The sequence below is a fragment of the Vibrio sp. ArtGut-C1 genome, assembly GCF_002105475.1.
Taxonomy (GTDB): Bacteria; Pseudomonadota; Gammaproteobacteria; order Enterobacterales; family Vibrionaceae; genus Vibrio; species Vibrio diabolicus.
In genome coordinates this window covers 1-19,168 of sequence record NZ_NCTH01000042.1, presented here as the reverse complement: position 1 = coordinate 19,168, position 19,168 = coordinate 1, and the positions used below count along the sequence as shown (strand labels likewise).

The following is a 19,168-nucleotide window of genomic DNA, read 5'->3' as shown; positions in this document are numbered from 1 at the left end:
CTTTCAAGGAAGCTGTCATGCTAGATCCTATTGGTGCATATCAAGAAATTCACAAATTGTATCTGTCTTACTTGGATACTGCTTATCGTATTCGGCGAGAAGAGCTATCGAATGACCGCAGAAGATTGTTGAGCGAACCTGGTACTTTAATGCCTGAGCCATTTTTAGAGCCAATTTTACGCTATCAGCCATCACAAAGTACGCTAGAGTCATTTTTGGATGACGAAACCGAAGCAAACCCATTCAAAAGGTTTAACAGGGAACAACGAATAGCTATTTTAGAAATGATCTATTCAGGGCTTTTTCCAGGTAAGGATGGGACTGGTGAGTTAAAACGAGTCAATGCTTTTAAACCGTATAAGCATCAAGTAGACATGCTTTGGCGTGGATTGAAGCCTGGACGACCTGGTATCGTTACCTCTGGTACTGGTTCGGGTAAAACAGAGTCTTTTCTATTACCCGTGCTTTCAGAACTGGTTGCTGAAGCGACTCGTTGGCCAGTGCCGAAATCTGATTATCTTAGAAATCAGTGGTGGAGTGAGGGGAGTCAGTTCTCTTTGCATCGAGAGGGAGAAAGTCCTGATAGACCAAAAGCTGTCAGGGCACTTTTGCTCTATCCTATGAATGCTCTGGTTGAAGACCAGATGGTTCGTCTCAGGAAAATGCTGGACTCTAGTGAAGCTTGCGAAGTGTTGGATACAAGAGCTAATGGCAACAGGATATTTTTTGGCCGTTATACAGGCGCTAGTCCTGTTGCAGGTTATCGTGAGCATCCAAGATCAAAGGATTCCAAGAAAGAAAAGCAGCGACAGTCGCGAGTGAAAAAGGCTTTGCAAGATGCAGCCAAACACTTCAAAGCGGCATTTAATGCTGACCAAAGTGCCGAAGAATTTAATAGAACAGTTAAAGAACCAGATCAGAAAAAAAATGATTCGACGAGATTTCTATTTCCTTCGCCAGATGGTGCAGAGCTTATTTCTCGCTGGGATATGCAGGAAACACCACCGGATCTGTTAGTCACTAACGTTTCTATGCTGAATGCAATGTTGTCGAGGGAAGTAGAGGCGCCCATCTTTGATCAGACAAGGACATGGCTGGAAACAGATCCTGATGCGTATTTCTTCTTGGTGCTGGATGAGCTGCATTTAATTCGAGGTTCTGCTGGAACGGAAATGGCTGGCTTGCTGCGCCTGCTTATTAATCGCTTGGGGTTGGATCGATCAGCATTTAGACACAAATTACGTATTTTGGCTTCGAGTGCTTCTTTACCGCTTGAGGGAGATATGCGGGAGCAAAGCCTCGAGTATCTCTACGATTTCTTTGGTGATGCGGGTACGCATTCTGGCTCTCTTGAATCAGGTGCTAAGAGTCCTGATGACTGGGAAGAGGCGGTGCTAACGGGACATCCTTTATTACCTCAGCCAAAGCATCAAGATATCTTGAGTCCAGAGCCTTTTGTAAAGCTGCTCAGTTACCTTTCATCGTCAAATAATGAGTTTATCGGGCAACTTCATGTAGAGTTGGATGACGATCCAAAACTTTTACAGCTAATTGCTGAATGTGGGCAGTCATTAGGGGCGGAAATATTATCATCTGAAGAAGTGATAAAAGAGGCCGCAACACGGTTAATGCTCGCTTGTAAAGGTGAGGATGGAATCAAAGCGCGACCACTATCTGTAATTGCTCAAGCTATTTTCGGGTCGAGCCATCAGCAAGAAGCCTTGCGAGGGTTGACGCTACTGAGAGCGTTGGGTGATAAACTAAAAAATATTGATGCGACTAGTTTTAGGCAACATCTTTTCTTACGCAGTCTAGAAGGGCTTTACGCAAGTGCCCAGTTAATTGATGGTCAATTGACATATCATGGCCTCAATGTGGAGAAGGGTAGTAGTCATATTAAGGTTGGCGAAGAGTCCCTACGACTTTTCGAACTTTTCCACTGTGAAAGCTGTCATGAAGAATTTATTGGTGGCCGTAGAGGTAAATTAAGCCAAGGAGGTCCTAAAGAAGACTATGAGATTTTGCCTAATACTCCTGAACTAGAGCGCTTACCGGAAGCCGGTGCTGAAGTAGCAATTGAGCAATTGAGTCATGATGACTTTTTACTATTTTGGCCAGCACAGAATGATGCTCAAAAGGGGGATGATGAGAAGGAAATTTGGAAACTGGCGTTCCTAGACACTCGCAATGGTCAGGTAAAGCAAGAAGCTTCAAACGTATCAGATAGCCCTTTTATATTGTCTGGCCGCCTTTTTCTAAAGCAAGGGTCTCAGCTTGCACTTAAAAGCCCTAAAACAGCAGCACCGCATGTTTGTCCTGCATGCGGCACTGATTACTCACGACGAAGTGAAGAGTATCGAAGATCTCCTATTCGTAGCTTTAAAACCGGTTTTGACAAGACTTCTCAATTATTAGCAACTGAGGTTATGGAAATACTAAAACGCTCAGGAACAGCGACAAAACTCATTTCCTTTTCCGATAGTCGGCAGGATGCAGCAAAAACCGCTCTGAATATTGAGCGTAATCACCACATTGATACACGTAGAAAACTCCTAATTGAAGCGCTTCAGCAAATAGAAATGCCGAAGGAGTCGGTAGCCGAATTAAGAAAAATGCGAGAAGAGGCTGAAGATGCGGGGGATGATGATCTTTTTGATGAGTTGTCGAAGAAAATCAAGGAGATTAAAAATTCTGGGGATGTTAACAGAGTTGCACTTACTCATGTGCTCGAGGTTGACAATCAAGCACGTAAAACAAAATCTTTGCTGGGAAGTATGGCCAGTTTAGGTATGCATCCTACAGATGATTCTGGAGTATCTAAGATTTTTGGTGCTGATGGGGCTGATCGAAAAGTTAAGTATGATTGGACCGACTTATTCAAGATCGAACAAGATAACGTCTATTGGAATGAAGATATACCGGCGAATGATATTCTTGCAGCTCGCGGACATATCTCAACCGAGCAGTTCTCGTTACTAGATGACGTACTTTTTGCAAGAAACTACTTCTCATTGGAAGAAACTGGTTTGGGCTACCCATGCTTAACTAATAAACGAGATAAAAGCTCGGATCTTGCAGATGCATTCCTACGCGTGCTGTCAGATAACTATCGAGTTGAAGCGAATAAGTGGTTTACAAAAGATAGCAAGGAATGGGCTGTTTACTCAGATATTAGTAGCAAAAGAGTAAAAGCATTTATTAATAAAGCTGGACTTACTGAAGACAAGGTAAATGAACTACTAAAACTGTTTTCAGAATATGGTCACACTAATGGTGTGATTCGAATAGAGAAGTTGCATATTTGCCTTGTCAAAGAAAGCGATCCTGTATACGAATGCACGACTTGTGGCCGTGTGCATTTACATTTAGGCGCAGGTATTTGCACGCGTTGTCATGCTCCGCTTCCGGTTAAAAGTAATGGCGTAACAAAAAATCTTCGTGACCGAAACTATATTTCACGACGCTTAACACGAGCATCCAATGAGGATAATAGCTTCCGATTGAGGTGTGAGGAGTTGACTGGCCAAACAGATGATCCGGCAGATCGTTTACGCCGTTTTAATGGTATCTTTATTGATAACACCAATGAACTTGAGAAACTGTCGGAAGAAATTGATTTGTTGTCGGTGACAACCACTATGGAAGTAGGGATTGATATCGGCTCTCTGCAAGCCGTTTATCAGGCGAACATGCCCCCACAGCGATTTAACTACCAGCAGCGTGTCGGCCGTGCCGGTCGACGAGGGCAAGCCTTCTCATTAGCTATGACTTTGTGTCGTGGAAGAAGCCATGATCAGCACTATTTTCATCACCCTGAAGAGATAACTGGTGATGCTCCGCCACCGCCTTTTCTAACACAAGATCATATCGACATTAGTCTTCGATTGCTGCGAAAAGCTTGGCTAACGCGGGCCTTTCAGATTTTACGTGATGAAGATGGAGCTAAGTATCCTGGGGATGTGGTTGCGCCGGATATTCACGGTGAATTTATACCTGCTGCACTTTTTTACGATGATTCGACTAACTGGTCTGCTCGACTTTTGCGAGCGGCAAACCAAACTATTAACTTTGCTAAAGACGTTGCGAAAAGTTTGGGTCAAGGGAAGCCTGAAATATTGGATAGTTTGATTGGGTATACTGAATCGACCACAAAACTTCTTGAGGAAATAAAACATTTCAAATCAGAGGGGAAAAACAGGGATTTGGGTCTTGGGCAATTCTTAGCGGAATGCGCCTTGCTACCCATGTTTGGTATGCCGACACGTATTCGCCCACTATATCTAGGGATGAAATCTAAAAATGGCAAAGACCCTGAATGGGATGCAGTTGATCGTGATTTAGACATAGCAATCTATGAGTTTTCACCAGGGCAGATATTAGTTCGAGATAAGCGTTTGCATAAGAGTATTGGAGTAACCAGTTCTTTAGGTTTTATCCAGCCTTCAAGAGAGGGTAACAAGCTTATACCTGAGCCAGTATCCCAGTGGTGGACTGATACAGAGATGTTGGCTGACTGCCCTCATTGTGGGGCTTTACAAAGTAAATTTATAGACAACGTGGCTGCTGACCAAGTTTGTTCTGACTGTGGCGAATCTATACCTGTATCTATGTTCGAGCAGTACCACTCACCAGCGGCATTTAGAACAGATTTTTATCCACAAGTTTCCGATGGAACAGAGCCACAAAAGCCTGCATTAAGAAGAGAAACCAGCTCAATCATATCTCCGATGGTCAATCATCAGGTTGAACGAACTAATGTTATGATTGCAAGTGGTAGTGATGCCCTCGTTATCAGAAGAAATAGAGGACCGATTGATACTACATTCGAGCATCAGCCTTTTACATTAGTTCGAAAAACACAAACTAATGTTTATTCTGCTGATGTCAAACTAAGTCAATTATCTAATCAAACTATAGATACAGAACTAGTCTATGGTAATAATTGGCAATCCCCTCCAGAAGGCTCTGAACCAGAGCAAGTGCGCTTCTATTCAAAAAAGAAAACAGATGCAATCAGTTTGGGAATGATAAGCATAGCTCCTGGATTAGATCTTCATAAAGTAGGTACGCGAGAACGAGAGCATACAAAAATACGTTCCGCAGCTCTCAGTGCAACACACATGCTTGTTCAGCGAGCTGCATTGGCGATGGATATTGCGCCAGAAGAGTTTGAAGTGCTTGAGCCTAGATTACGGGAAGGTCACCCATACCTGCAAATTGCTGATACTTTGGTTAACGGCGCAGGTTTTAGTAAGCGACTCGCTGCAAACTGTCTCAAAGAGCCGTTAGCTGTAGAGTTAATGCGATCAATGTTGAATGATCCAAAAGACCAAATGTCGAGAGTTTTTTTTGAGCAGCAACATCGTGATCAATGTGCGCTTTCGTGTTATCGCTGTATTCAACGTTTTGGCAACAAAAACTATCATGGTCTTCTTGATTGGCGTCTCGGACTAAGCTTTATACGTTGCCTGTTAGAGCCTGAACATCGCGTAGGGTTAGACGGTGATTTTGAAACTTATCGAGAATTAAGTGATTGGCCAAAATTAGCAATGGAAGCAGCCCTATCGATTCAAAAGTTGAATCCCAGCACAAGGAAAGTGATTCAGATGGGAGTGCTTAACTTGCCAGTGGTTACAGATGAAAAAGAAGCTTATATGGTCGTCCACCCATTTTGGGATGTATTAAATTCGCCCTCTGAAGTGATAAATGAGTCTCTTGCCGAGCTAAGAAGACAGTTTGATAAGGTATATTGTATCGATACTTTTGAGGCAAACAGAAGATTGATGAACACTCTCGATCGACTTCGAAAATCCTAGTCGCATTCTCGATATTCGGTGGATTTCTATCGACCTTGGTTGTGAGCATGGCGTCACAACCAAGGTAATGGTTGATAACTCAGAGAATACGCGTGAGTTGCTTAAGGAACATGCGATTAAGACCGCAACATGGGACAATTTTGTCAAGTTAATCTAACGACGACTTCAGCCAACCATGAACCAGCTTTCCCTCGCCGATACTGAATTTGCCACTAAATCGCAAAGAACTCTTCCTTGGTCTAATGGAGGAGTTGATTCCTTGGCAGCAGCTTGAGTCACAAATTTAGCCATTTTACCCAAAGGCTGGTAACGGTCGTCATCCATACTTTTTATCTGCTATGTAGCGTATCCCTTTTATGCTAAACAGGTACAACATGGGGGACTGGATGAGAGGATGAGAATAATTGGCCACTCAGATAGAAGTTGTTTACCATACCTCTACTAATCCATTAAAAGCTAATTTAGAAAATTTAATAACAAATTTCTGTCCACCAATGTTTCAGCTTCTCATGACCCCTACTAAATATGACTGCCAAACTTCATGTTGACCAAAAACACTGGAAGGAGGTCATCATGAGAAAGTTATCTTCTGGAAAATGCAGTGGCATCAAAAGACCATTTAAGCTTGAAGAGATCTGGCGGATCAGAACTAGGCTGGAGATTGAAAACGATCTGATGCAGCTCGCACTACTGAACCTAGCTATAGATAGAAGTTAAGGGCGAGTGATTTACTAAAGCTACACGTTTACGATGTTTCTTCGCAAGGCGTTATCTATGAAAGGGTTCAGTGCATCCAGCAAAAAACGGGCACCGATGTTCACTATGAGATTACTCCGAGAACACAGCAAAGTATTAGCCGATGGATTTTTGCAGCATCCCTAGAGGCAAGCAGTTTTCTATTCCCGAGCAGCCGACGCTCTGGGCAACCTATCAGCTACTCATTCTATCGTTCAATCATCAGGAACTGGGCTGTAAAACTGGGATTGAATGCTGACTACTACGGAACTCATTCCATGCGCCGTACCAAAGCCACCTTAATCTATGCCAGAACAAAAAACATCAGGGCCGTACAGATCTTACTTGGACATTCGAAGCTAGATAACACAATTCGATACCTTGGTGTTGAGCTAGAAGACGCTCTGAGGCTGTCTGAGAAAACAGATTGCTGACAAATAGGAGCCGCTACAGGCTTTTCGTCTGAAAAGCCTGTGCCCCATAACTGTTTAGCTAAGGATTCCTGACCACACTCTCATGTCAGGTCTTGACCTACATATACTAATAGCAGATTATGAGTCTAGTTGAGCACTTATAATTATACAGACATGTTCAGCAATTTATGAATGGAAGGAAGAATAAGACCTATAGAACAGTGAACTAATATTTATGCTTGCAAGCAAAGGGATTTGGCATGTCGGTTATACGTCACATTGATATACAAAATTTTAGATCAATTAAAAATCTATCTTGGAATCCAAAGCCTGGACTTAACTGTCTAATCGGACCAGGGGATTCTGGTAAGTCGACAATTTTAGATGCCATTGATTTGGTTCTAGGTGCACGACGCTCTTACTCATTCAACGATGCAGATTTTTACCAACTAGATACTTCATCTCCTTTGACTATCACAGTGACAATTGGCGAGCTTGATGATGAGTTAAAAAATGTTGAACGATACGGTTTTTTTCTTCGAGGCTTTAATTTTGAGACCAAAGAAATCTTTGACGAGCCACAACCAAATTGTGAAACGGTTCTTACCTTCAAGCTCTATGTAGATGCAGACTTAGCACCTGATTGGCGACTATACTCTGATCGTGCCGATGCAGATGGTCTTGAACGTAGATGACCTTGGAAACACCGAGAATTACTGTCTCCAGCCAGACTGGGCACCACATCACATCAAAATCTCGCATGGGGACATCGTTCAGTATTAAACAAACTTTCTGAAGATACCTTAGATGTATCTTCAGTTCTTGCCCAATTAGGACGGCAAACCCGTGAAGCCTTTGCTGCACAACCAGTACAAGGGGTCACAGAGGTTTTGACCCAAGTCCAGCAAATCGCCAACGGACTTGGTGTACCGCTCGGACAACTTAGCGCGCTTCTCGATGTCAATGGAATATCCATGTCCAATGGTGCCATAAGCCTCCACAATAGTGATGGGACACCTCTAAGGCAATTAGGGACTGGATCTTCACGCTTACTCATTAGCGGCCTGCAAAAGGCTACTAGCAGCTCTAGTATTCTGATCGTTGATGAAGCCGAATATGGTCTTGAGCCATACCGTATTAGTAGGCTACTTAACGAACTAGGATCAAAGGACATCGAGCCCCAAAAGCAAGTATTTATAACTACTCACTCACCTTATGTACTTAGAGAGCTACAAGCTGCCCAACTCCATGTTCTAAGAAAACAATCCATAGCTGCCCAACTCCATGTTCTAAGAAAACAATCCATAGCTGCTCAGGTATTTGAATTCCCACTTTACTCCCATCACATCTACAGTCTTTTGGGGGGAGAGCAACAACAAGCAACACTAAGAGCTTGTGCAGAAGCATTCTTCAGCAAAGCAATAATTGTCGGTGAAGGAAGCACTGAAGTTGGTTTTATCAGAGGTTTGGATCTTTACAAGCAAGACAATCAACAGCTCGGAATTCAATCTAAAGGAGGGTTTTGTACTGATGGCGGCGGTGGTGATAACTACTTTCAGCGAGCTAAGGTATTTGCGAGTTTAGGTTACCCTGTGGCCTTACTAAAAGATTCCGATATAAATTCTCAGGCACACCAGGCACAGACTGAACAATGTACACAGGCAGGTGTAACAATTTTTGAATGGGGACATGGTATGTCTACCGAAGGTGCAATTTTCAGCTGGTGTAGAGTAGATATTTTGCCACTACTTGTAAAAGTAGCTGCTGACTTAAACGGGCACCAGGAAGTTGACCAGCACATTAAAAATAAGTCGAACAACCAATATGATTTGGCCGCATGTTTATCCAACCCACTGGATGAAATGAGAGGTTCTTTAGCCCTTGCTGCTGGCCACTATAAATGGTTTAAAAACATCACAAAATCTGAAACCATCATCAGGAATGTCGTTGCCCCTAATATGCCATTATTTAACGAACATTTTCAAAGTATCCTCAATGGCTTACTCAATTGGGTAGAAGCTAATGGAGATATTCGATGAACGTGGAAACCGTTCTTGATACTAATAGAGGCGCAATTGTTGCTCCCGCTGGTTGCGGTAAAACCCATATAATCACGGAGACATTATCCGTGAATAATACCAAGCCTATATTGGTGCTAGCGCACACCACTGCTGGAGTTTCTGCATTAAAAAAAAGACTGCGAAAGCTATCAGTGCCAACGTCGAACTATGTTATTACTACCATTGATGGATGGGTACTTCGTATTGCCAATAGTTTCCCAATGACCTGCCCTGTTCATCATTCACCTGAAATGCCCCAGCTTTTTTATCCAGAAATTAGACAAACTGTTTTAAGGTTGCTAAATACAGGCAGCATTAGTGACATCCTACAATCATCATATTCACGCCTGCTCGTTGATGAGTATCAAGACTGTGACGTTAATCAGCACAATCTAATTGCTTCACTTTCAAATATTCTCCCGACAGTTATTTTTGGTGACCCTATGCAATGTATTTTTAACTTCGGAGGTCCAATGCCTGATTGGGGCAGCGGAGTTCTGAAGCAATTTCCACTGATAGGTGAATTAAATACACCATGGCGTTGGAACAATGCTGGAGCACCGTTGCTTGGGCGGTGGATACTTGAAACAAGGGAGGCACTAAAACAAGGGACAAGAGTTGACCTTAGAACATGTCCTGCCCATGTAATATTGCACCAACTGACAGACGTAGTCCGAACGGACATAACTAATCAGCATAATGCACAACACTCTATTTTAAATCACTACCCAACTGATTCTCTATTGGTAATAGGTAGTTCAATGGATGAACGTTCAAGGCATGGTTATGCTCAGGGTAATTCGCGAATTGAAGTAGTTGAACCAGTTCAACTTACAAGTGTAACTAGTGCTGCAAGCCAATTTGATGACAATACAGGGGTAGCTCTTTCAGCCTCTATTTTGCAAGTTGCTAGTACTATGATGACCAATGTTGAAATGGCAACCACATCGAAACGAGTAGATAGTATTCTCAATCGTCGAAATAGGACTCCTGCAACAACTACTGAGCAAGCACTTTGCAACGTAGCGATTAATAGTTCTCGCTCCAACATCTTAGCAGCACTACAGCATCTAGAGTTAAAACCTGGTACTCGTGTTTACCGTAAAGGCGCATACAACGCTTTAAAAGACTCTTTAGCTCTTTCAATAACTTCTCCAACAATAAGTATCTTTGAAGCAGCGTCAGCAGTAAGAGAGCGCTTACGTCAGCAAGGAGATCAACGAATACCTAATCGAGCTATTGGTTCAACCCTTTTGCTCAAAGGCCTTGAAGCTGATCATTGCATGATTCTTGATGCGCAAGCTCGAGGAATGAACGCAAATCATTTATATGTAGCACTCTCACGTGGAGCTAAAACTATCACAATATTTTCTCGTGATGTTTATATTCCATGAGGTGATGTTAACTGAGGATAGCAAACACGCCTTTGTCCAAAAGCTTGCTGGCGCAGTTCAAAGCAGACACTTGCTTTGGGTTACTCGACTCCGAGTAACTTTATTGCTATGTTTCGCAAAATATATGGAGAATCTTCTGCGCGTTATTTTTCCAGATGCCGTGCAGAGTAATGTATTGATCGGCTGGGGTAAAATGAAAACCAAAATAATAATGTCGTTTCTACTCGCTACATTGTGTGTCAGTGTCAGCGCCAGTACGAATGGGCCGAAATACCATTCTGCGCTAACAGTCAAAACGGTATTCAGTGAAGACAGAGACAAGCCTGTAGAAGTCTACTACTGGTATCCCACAACGAATGAAAAAAACAACTTCACGTTTGGTAGGGGTAACATTTTTAAATCAGTCGAAACGCAGTTAGATGCCCCGTTAGCAAGTGGAAAATTTCCCGTTGTGCTTTTGTCGCAGGGCGGAACACGGTCAGCATTTTCCCATAGTGGTTGGATAGCCTCGAGCCTGGCGCAACAAGGTTATGTCGTTGTTGTACCAAAGCCTCCTGCACCGAACGAAATCAATGCAGAAATGGCTGTTGATGAAATCACATTCAGAACCAGTGATTTGGTGCTTGGGCTGAACGAATTAAGTTCGGTCGGGATACTGTCCGGAGGTGTAGATACTGATGAAGTGCAGGGTGTCGGCTTTTTTCTGGGTGGCACATCTATGCTGATGCTCTCCGGAGCGCAAATAAGCCCGGAAAAATATCGAACATCGTGCCACAACGTCACCAATGTAGACTGTCATTGGTTACGTGAAAATAACGTTGATATTACCAACATCCCGGATCAAAAATTCCCCCGATTTCAGTCTGAAAGCAAACTGAAATCGGTCGTCGTTATCAACCCTGAGCTAACGAAAACTTTTGTCCCTGAAACTCTGGCCTTGATGAACAATGCTATCACCGTGGTGACGCTTTCTGATCGGCTACATCCCGCACTGACACCAGCCGAATCACTTGTTGCTCTTCCCAATGTGACATTTCAAGAGATTCCCAGTGCGAGTCAGTTTAGTGCGTTCGCAGAATGTACTGAGCGTGGCATTAAAATTCTCGCATCAGAAAGGGAGGAAGCACTTTGCCAGGAGCGTGACGAGGTTTCCAGAAAGGACAATCATCAGCAAATTTTGGATGTAATTCTGGCTAGGTTAACAAAGTCATAAGAGTGCAACAATGAGGAGCTTTCTTACACATTGTGTGCTTGAACAAGCAAAGCGAGAAGTAAGTTTTTGCAGGCTTATCCCTCCACCATACTGCAAGACCTACTAGTGACGGTATTATTTGCCTTAATTAAGTACTTGTCCCAGCATTTTAAAACTTAGAAGAACACACAAAATACCAACGATTTTCTTAAGAACTTTATTTGGGAAATACTCTGCGCAACGCACGCCGAGGCTAGTAGTTAAGTAGCTACTAATGGAGAAGCTGATCATTGCAGGAAGGTATATGTATCCTAATACTAAGTTGTTCCAATCTGTATTTTCCCATCCGTTTAACATGTAACCGAGGCTTCCTGATAGCGCGATAGGGAAACCTATCGCAGCAGAGGTGCCAATAGCTCGTTTTACCTCAAAATTTTGCTGGACAAGATAGGGGATGATCAACCCCGCACCGCTTATTGAGACAAGTGCTGATACAGAGCCAATCACAGAGCCTACAGTGATGTTACCGATAGCCCCATGTGGGTTCGGATTGTACTCATTTTCAGTGTTGAGAAACATCTTATAAGCAACATACAACATGAATACGCTGAAAAAGCCTGCCAGATAGACTCCTTGTAGATACGATGCTACGAATGTGGCGCAAAATGTTCCGACTAGAACTCCGCTCAACATTTTTACTACCATTGTCGAGTCTACATTCTCTTTTTTGTAGTGAGCGCGCATGCTGCCCAATGTTGTAATAATCATCGAAGCCATTGATGTCCCTAACGCAAGATGGACTACTTCTGTATCAGCTATTCCCTGTAGTGAAAACAGAAACGCAAAAATAGGGACGGCCATTCCACCACCACCAACACCAACGAGTCCAGCGAGAAAGCCAATGCCCAAGCCTGCTGTAATGTAATAGATAATAAAGATAGGTTCGTTCATGATGGTTCTGCCTTCGATAAAATGGTCGTTGCTAAAATGTTACTCGAACGCTAACTTGCTATGGTAACGTTAAGAGGACAGAAAATAATGAATAATGGCCAAAATGGAATTGAGTAAATAAAGTGACAAACTCTGACTACAGCGAATGGAAAAATGGAGCCGCACTGATCGCTAAGGAGTGGCAGCATGAAAGGAGCGACTTCAACCATTTGGAGCAACGGCCACATAATTGGCACAGTCATCATCGAGGCCAGCTACTGTGTATAGATGAAGGGCTAATACAGGTAAAAACCGATGAAGGAGCGTGGATACTACCCCCTCACCGAGCTGGTTGGATCCCCCCGGGTGCGATGCACAGTGTTTATTTTTGTGGTTCTCTGAAAGGTCGTTCATTACTGTTTACTCCAGAGAGTTGTGAACGGTTTCCAATGAGACCTTGTGTGATCCAAATGAGCGATGTGTTGAAAGCCCTATCGGTTAGAGCATCGATATGGAGCAAAACAGACGAGCTATCCATACAGTCTTTACGTATTCTTGCCGTAATATCCGATGAAATCGTCAATAGCCCTCATGAGCCACTCCACATCCCCCTGCCCAGAGATCCGAGACTGCAAAAAGTTACTCAAGCAATTTTAATAGACCCAAACAGCAAACATTCTGTGGAGCATTGGGCAAAGATCGGGGCAGTCTCATCTCGGACATTAAGACGATTGATTCGAAGTGAGTTAAACATGAGTTTTAGTGAATGGCGGCAACAAGCACTGCTAATACATTCGTTAGAAATGATGGCTCGCGGAGAATCAGTAGGAGCGGTTGCACATGCTTTGGGTTATTCGACGCCCAGTAACTTTATCGCTATGTTTCGTCGGGTCTATGGTGATTCACCCACGCGTTACTTTTCGAGTCGTGGCATATAGTTGCTAAGAGCTTACCTAAATTAGGTTCGTTTTTATGTACTGAGGCTTTAGATACATTTACTCACCCAACATAAGCAAGTGCTTCTTTCACCAATCTTCTGTTTGGCTCATTATCTCTAACATCCAGACGCGAAATAGCATAAGATACACGGCCTTTACTAGCACTGAGCCACTCATCGTAATGACAGATAAAACACAGCAAGCGACATTTGCCGATCTTGGCCTGATTCCAACCTTAGTCGAGCGACTAGAAGCGTTAGAATACAGCCAACCGACGCCCATTCAATCTCATACCATTCCTTATATCCTTGAAGGGAAAGATATTGTTGGCGGTGCCAATACGGGCTCTGGTAAAACCGCTGCTTTTTCGCTGCCAATTCTGCAAAAAATTGTTCAGCAAGACGAATCAAATAATCGCCGTGGTAACTTCGTTTCTCACCTGATTTTAGTTCCAACTCGTGAGCTGGCATCACAGGTGGCATACAACGTCAAATCTTACTCATACCATCTTAGAGATAAGATCAAAACGGTTGCCGTATTTGGTGGTGTGTCGGTGAACCCACAAATGCTGGCGCTTCGCGGTGGCTGTGAGATTATCGTAGCTACGCCGGGTCGATTACTTGATCTGGTATCCAGTAACGCGATTAAGTTGGACCAAGTAAAAACGCTCGTGCTCGATGAAGCTGACCGTATGTTGAGCCTCGGATTTACCGAAGAACTCAATAAGATTCTTGCGTTACTGCCAGAGAAGAAACAGACGCTGCTATTTTCTGCTACTTTCCCTGATAAAGTCACGACGCTGGCTAAGCACTTGCTCCGCGACCCTGTTGAAGTTCAGTTGCAGAGCGCAGAAGCCAGCACTTTGGTGCAACGCGTGTTTAGTGTAAATAAAGGTGAGAAAACGGCGGTACTCGCGCACTTAATCAAACAGCATCAGTGGCGACAGACTTTGATTTTTGTGAATGCTAAGAATGCCTGTAACCATTTAGCTCAAAAGCTGTCAAAACGCGGTATTACTGCTGAAGTTTTCCATGGTGATAAAGGGCAGGGCGCTCGTACTCGTGTCCTTGACGGTTTTAAGTCTGGCGAGATTCAAGTTCTTATTGCTACCGATATCGCAGCACGTGGCCTTGATATTGAAAAGCTGCCAGTGGTGATTAACTTCGATCTTCCACGTAGTCCTGCTGACTATATGCATCGAATCGGTCGTAGTGGTCGTGCTGGTGAAGTGGGTCTAGGGCTATCCCTTATCGATTACGATGACTATCACCATTTCAAAGTGATAGAAAAGAAAAATAAGTTCCAACTTGAACGTGAGCAGGTAGAGGGCTTTGAAGTGGAAGACGACCAAAGTGAAGCCTACTTTTTACCGATGAAGCCGCGTGCAAAGCCAGCAGGTACAGGGAAAAAGAAGAAAAAGCGTAATCAATAGAAAACGTAAACTACATGTGAGTTTACTTATGGGAGGCGCTGGAGAAGGGGGCGCACTAGCTTGAGTATTTTCTTCTAGCCATTTCTTTAAAGAACAATAGAGCCTTGCTGGAGCTACCAGTAGGGCTCTATTGCTTTTCAAGGTTATGTACTATCGACGCGTCGGACGTCCACGAGGTGAGCGTTTTTTAAATGCGGATGCAGCTTTAGCTTGTGACTTGAGGATAGAGTCAACGGTTAGCGGCATTGGCTCTTTAGGTTCAAGACCATGCGGGAACGTACGAGCTCTCGGTGGTAAATCATATTCTTCTTCACTTGCGCGTGGCATGCGCTTAAAGCGATAAAGGTAAAAGTTTTCTAATTTTTCTCTCGCCCATTCGGTCTTCTTTAAATACTTCACACTACTTGCAATCGAAGGCTTAGTGTTAAAGCAATTAAAGCGCATTGCTGTATCTAGAATGTCCCAGCCATAAAAATCCACCAACTCTTGCAACATTGTCTCTAGCTTTAACCCGTGTAGTGGGTTGTTCCGTTGCAGTTCGATTCTTTCTTCGTCAGTCATCATTTTAGGGGCCTTACTCATCAAAGGGTGGAGTTTAGCAAAGTATACATTACAGAGATATCTATAGTTAGGCAGCGATGGTTTGGGTTGCAACTCGATTTGATGTTGTTAGTGCGTACTTGCATGAGCAAAATTAACCAATTACCTGTGTGAATACGGATATGTTTTTTCTACCTTGAAAAGCACAGGTGGAGTTGCGGCTGTTCCTCTTGTTGAATTGCTGTTCAAAAACTCTCACTAAAGATCAGCGTACTCTAATGTAATGTTAAATCTTTGTGTAATAAGTGAGATTTTTGTTGCCCTTTTACTAATGTCTAATATTCCTACCGATAGCAACACATGCTTAATAGGTTCAAATCAAAAATTAGCCATACCGCTTTCTTGGTGTGGTCTCGATGTTTGATGTGGGTGTTGTCTCGTATTGGTCTGTATACCAAGCGAAACTCTAGTTGGCATAGTTCAACGTTGAAATATAACAAAGGATAGCTCAATGTCTGACTCAAGTAAGACCTTTTACAGGGATGTGCGCAAAAAACCGCATGAATTTGAAAGTCGTGAAGACTTTCTAAACCATGATTTAACCATCATGAGCTTTCGTCGCTGGGGTATTCATTTGCCATCACGTGATTACAGTATTGAAATCGAAGACTGGGTGCCTGCATTAGCCGCAACCATTGGTAAAGTGGTGATGGTCACCGCCATGGTTGCTGCATTTGCTGCTCAGTTCGGTTTATCTCCGGAGTTCGTTGCAGAAAACGTGCGTTACGAATTGCTTATCGCGGGTGCTCTGTTCGTTATTCTGTTTTCTGCCATCCTAAACCCGAATGCAAACTTAGCCGGTACTCATGGCCCAATGATACCGCTGATTCCTATGATTGCTGCCGCAGGAGGGCATCCTCTGGCGCTAGGTTTGATGGTATGTGCTTTTGGTTTAATTCTCGCTTTGACTAAAGGTGGTTCTAAACTCATGACCCTGACTGGCATTGGGGTTAGAGGAGGGTTACTGATCTACCTAGGCGCCGTTGGGTTGCTCGGACAGATCAATAAGACTGAGGCGTGGGCTGCGAGTACAGACCAAGGTTACATCTCGTTTGTGGTTATTGGTCTAACGGTTATGGTTTATGCCTACCTAGCTAAGATCAACAAGCGTTGGTTGGCAATCCCACTGTGTTCTGCACTCGCGGGTATTGTTGCTTATTTGATGGGCGCTGAGTTTGCTTTTACCACAGAGCCGGGCCTGCCTAATTTCAGTCCATTCTATTGGTGGGGTGAAAATACTGGCTGGCAACTAGGCTGGCCAACCCTGGAGCACTTTATTGCCGTGACTCCATTTGCGCTACTGGCAGTCGCTATGTGGTCTCCTGACTACCTAGGCCATCGTGTGTTTCAAGAACTTAACTATCCAAAAGAGGCGAAAGGCGTACTAATGGATGTCGACGACACTATGGTCGGAGCGTCTGTTCGTCAGGGGGTTGGTTCACTATTGGGTGGCGGTAACTTGGCTTCTTCTTGGGGCACGTACATGATTCCTGCCGCCATTGCCAAACGTCCGATTCCAGGCGGTGCGCTGCTAACGGGTTTCATGTGTATTGCTGCGGCAGTCATTGGTTACCCTATGGATCTAGCGATGTGGGAACCTGTTCTGCGCGTTGCTTTGATTGTCGGTGTATTCTTACCACTTCTTGAAGCGGGTATGCAGATGATCCACAAGCATAAAGATTCGCTCAGTGCTGGTATTTGTATTTTTGCCTGTGCATTCGTGAACCCAGTCTTTGGTTGGGCAATCACGATGCTGCTGGATAACCTTGGACTTATAGGCGACCATGAGCGTGCCAACGAACTCTCGCGGAAAGATAAATACCTGATTCCTGGCACTGCATTTATCGTTTGTGCAGGTTCGCTTGCTGTCGTTGGTCAGCTTCCGGGAATTCCTGCTCTGATCGGTTAATCGAATTATGCTCTAAAGGCATAGTTGGAGTGGCGAGTGAGAGGGCTTTCTCAAGCTATGCCTATTTCTCAAAAGTAAAAGGTTTGGACTGTGTAGTTAAGCCTTCAAAGTGCATGTAGGGGAAATAAGGCACAAACAAAAAGCTACCTAGTAATAGGTAGCTTTTTGTATAGACAGTTAGCCTACCAAACAGGGACTAAACAATTGATTCAATGCCATATTTTGCGCCGTAGTGCTCAACGACAAAATCAATGTCTTTGTCACCGCGACCGGATAAGTTGATCAGAATTGAGCCAGTTTCTCCTTGCTTCGCGAGTTTAATCGCGTAAGCGACAGCGTGTGAGGATTCAATCGCTGGAATAATCCCCTCTTCGCGAGACAGTTCAAAGAATGCATCAATCGCTTCGTCATCGGTGATTGAGCCGTAATTGACACGGCCAATGTCTTTTAAGTAACTATGCTGAGGCCCAACCGATGGGTAATCCAAGCCACTTGCTACAGAGTACACTTCTTGAGGTTCGCCTTGCTCATCTTTAAGCATGTAAGACTTAAATCCGTGCATAATACCAGGCTCACCAAGTGTGAGTGTTGCAGCATGCTCGCCAACCTTTTGCAAAGAGCGGCCCGCGGGCTCGACGCCGTGAATAGCGACTTGTTCATCGTCTAAGAAAGCAGTAAATAGCCCCATCGCATTAGATCCTCCCCCAACACATGCAACGAGATTATTGGGTAGCTTACCAGTCATTTCTTTGAATTGAACACGTGCTTCGTTGCCGATAATTGACTGGAAATCTCGTACCATTTTAGGGAATGGGTGAGGGCCAACGACAGAGCCTATCGCGTAAAGTTGTGTGTCAGGATCTTTTAGGTAGGCTTCGAAGGCAGAATCAACCGCTTCTTTGAGAGTCTTGCGCCCGTGAGTGGCAGGGATGACATTGGCACCAAGGATTCTCATACGGACGACATTCGGGTGCTCTTTGGCAATATCAACTTCACCCATGTAAATATCGCACTTTAAGCCGACCAGTGCGGCGGCTGTCGCAAGCGCGACCCCATGTTGCCCTGCGCCAGTTTCAGCAATCAGTTTCTTCTTACCCATCTTTTTAGCGAGAATGGCTTCTCCTAAGCAGTGGTTAATTTTATGTGCGCCTGTATGGTTTAAGTCTTCGCGCTTTAGGTAGATGTCTGCTCCGTATTTCTTAGACAAGTTTTCCGCATGGAAGATTGGGCTAGGTCGTCCAACAAAGTGCTTATACAAACGAGCAAGTTCCGCTTTAAATTCAGGATCTTTGCTGCATTCCTCATAAGCTGCGTTGATGTCACGCATGATTTGTTCAAGCTCCGGCGGCACGAAGCTGCCACCGTATTCACCAAAGTATCCTTCTTCATTGGGCATGGTGAGATCAAACGAGTTTTTCATTATTTACATCCTAGTTAACGAAAGTATTGATACTTTTATACCCAAAATTTAGAAGTGGTTGTGTGATCAGTTGCTTAAATCAGAATTCGCGATCTAGTGAACTAGTTAAAAAGTACAATTTGTGTGGTTGGTAACGGGTTGGGTACAACATAAGGTGGGGTTTAAGAGGCGCAAAAAAGCCCCGAGAGATCCTAGGCTGTCATAAGAACCTCTCGAGGCAAACAGAGTGTTGGAATGTAGTGGTCAAGTAAAATTGGCCACGGTTTTATGAGGAAACCAGAACTGTCGTTCTGATTCATTTGGTGTTAATCCACCATTATATTGATGGG

General features: G+C 43.8%; 11 protein-coding genes and 1 pseudogene. 9 read left to right on the top strand and 3 right to left on the bottom strand.

Translation table 11 applies throughout. From position 1 onward, the window contains the following. The first annotated feature begins 17 nt into the window (after nt 1–17). The 6 genes and pseudogenes from B7360_RS22450 (at nt 18) to B7360_RS22430 (ending at nt 11,631) form a co-directional block, all read left to right on the top strand. The gene (locus B7360_RS22450) at nt 18–5,816 is read left to right on the top strand and encodes a DEAD/DEAH box helicase (protein WP_085344668.1); all 5,799 of its coding nucleotides are present in this window, start codon (nt 18–20) and stop codon (nt 5,814–5,816) included. 573 nt (nt 5,817–6,389) lie between these two features. Beyond that, nucleotides 6,390–6,985, top strand: a pseudogene (locus B7360_RS22445) (tyrosine-type recombinase/integrase). 239 nt (nt 6,986–7,224) lie between these two features. Next, a complete protein-coding gene (locus B7360_RS25140; protein WP_216819536.1) occupies nt 7,225–7,659 on the top strand; it encodes an ATP-dependent endonuclease in 435 nt (144 codons plus the stop codon). A gap of 279 nt (nt 7,660–7,938) precedes the next feature. Further along, nucleotides 7,939–9,003 carry an ATP-dependent endonuclease gene (locus tag B7360_RS25135; protein ID WP_216819535.1) on the top strand — a complete coding sequence of 355 codons (1,065 nt, stop codon included), beginning with the start codon at nt 7,939–7,941 and terminating at the stop codon, nt 9,001–9,003. After that, nucleotides 9,000–10,418, top strand: a complete 1,419-nt coding sequence (locus tag B7360_RS22435; protein ID WP_085344667.1) for a UvrD-helicase domain-containing protein — start codon at nt 9,000–9,002, stop codon at nt 10,416–10,418. Before B7360_RS25135 ends, B7360_RS22435 begins: the two co-directional genes overlap by 4 nt. After that, nucleotides 10,369–11,631, top strand: coding sequence for a hypothetical protein (locus B7360_RS22430; protein ID WP_254048148.1), 1,263 nt, complete (start codon nt 10,369–10,371; stop codon nt 11,629–11,631). Before B7360_RS22435 ends, B7360_RS22430 begins: the two co-directional genes overlap by 50 nt. 123 nt (nt 11,632–11,754) lie before the next feature. Here B7360_RS22430 and B7360_RS22425 read toward each other — a convergent pair whose 3' ends face one another. Then, the gene (locus B7360_RS22425) at nt 11,755–12,561 is read right to left on the bottom strand and encodes a sulfite exporter TauE/SafE family protein (protein WP_085344666.1); all 807 of its coding nucleotides are present in this window, start codon (nt 12,559–12,561) and stop codon (nt 11,755–11,757) included. 122 nt (nt 12,562–12,683) lie between these two features. Between B7360_RS22425 and B7360_RS22420 the strand changes: the two genes are divergently transcribed. Next, nucleotides 12,684–13,478, top strand: coding sequence for a helix-turn-helix transcriptional regulator (locus B7360_RS22420; RefSeq protein ID WP_085344665.1), 795 nt, complete (start codon nt 12,684–12,686; stop codon nt 13,476–13,478). Nucleotides 13,479–13,659: 181 nt separating this feature from the next. Then, nucleotides 13,660–14,910 (top strand): DEAD/DEAH box helicase, encoded by a 1,251-nt coding sequence (locus B7360_RS22415; RefSeq protein WP_085344664.1) that lies wholly within the window; start codon nt 13,660–13,662, stop codon nt 14,908–14,910. A gap of 150 nt (nt 14,911–15,060) precedes the next feature. Here the strand turns inward: B7360_RS22415 and B7360_RS22410 are convergent, their stop codons facing one another. Then, a complete protein-coding gene (locus tag B7360_RS22410) occupies nt 15,061–15,474 on the bottom strand; it encodes a VF530 family DNA-binding protein (RefSeq protein WP_005391068.1) in 414 nt (137 codons plus the stop codon). 487 nt (nt 15,475–15,961) lie between these two features. Here B7360_RS22410 and B7360_RS22405 point away from each other — a divergent pair, with 487 nt between their 5' ends. After that, nucleotides 15,962–17,419, top strand: a complete 1,458-nt coding sequence (locus tag B7360_RS22405) for a DUF3360 domain-containing protein (protein WP_085344663.1) — start codon at nt 15,962–15,964, stop codon at nt 17,417–17,419. Between the two features lie 196 nt (nt 17,420–17,615). On the opposite strand, the gene trpB is transcribed toward B7360_RS22405, so the two are convergent. Next, nucleotides 17,616–18,839 (bottom strand): tryptophan synthase subunit beta, encoded by a 1,224-nt coding sequence (gene trpB, locus B7360_RS22400; RefSeq protein WP_085344662.1) that lies wholly within the window; start codon nt 18,837–18,839, stop codon nt 17,616–17,618. Nucleotides 18,840–19,168 lie beyond the last annotated feature (329 nt).

Excerpts from the sequence above, each read along its gene's own strand:
- B7360_RS22450 (WP_085344668.1), top strand. The coding sequence starts at position 18 with ATGCTAGATCCTATTGGTGCATATCAAGAAATTCACAAATTGTATCTG.
- B7360_RS25140 (WP_216819536.1), top strand. The coding sequence starts at position 7,225 with ATGTCGGTTATACGTCACATTGATATACAAAATTTTAGATCAATTAAA.
- B7360_RS25135 (WP_216819535.1), top strand. The coding sequence starts at position 7,939 with ATGTCCAATGGTGCCATAAGCCTCCACAATAGTGATGGGACACCTCTA.
- B7360_RS22435 (WP_085344667.1), top strand. The coding sequence starts at position 9,000 with ATGAACGTGGAAACCGTTCTTGATACTAATAGAGGCGCAATTGTTGCT.
- B7360_RS22425 (WP_085344666.1), bottom strand. The coding sequence starts at position 12,561 with ATGAACGAACCTATCTTTATTATCTATTACATTACAGCAGGCTTGGGC.
- B7360_RS22415 (WP_085344664.1), top strand. The coding sequence starts at position 13,660 with ATGACAGATAAAACACAGCAAGCGACATTTGCCGATCTTGGCCTGATT.
- B7360_RS22410 (WP_005391068.1), bottom strand. The coding sequence starts at position 15,474 with ATGATGACTGACGAAGAAAGAATCGAACTGCAACGGAACAACCCACTA.
- B7360_RS22405 (WP_085344663.1), top strand. The coding sequence starts at position 15,962 with ATGTCTGACTCAAGTAAGACCTTTTACAGGGATGTGCGCAAAAAACCG.
- trpB (WP_085344662.1), bottom strand. The coding sequence starts at position 18,839 with ATGAAAAACTCGTTTGATCTCACCATGCCCAATGAAGAAGGATACTTT.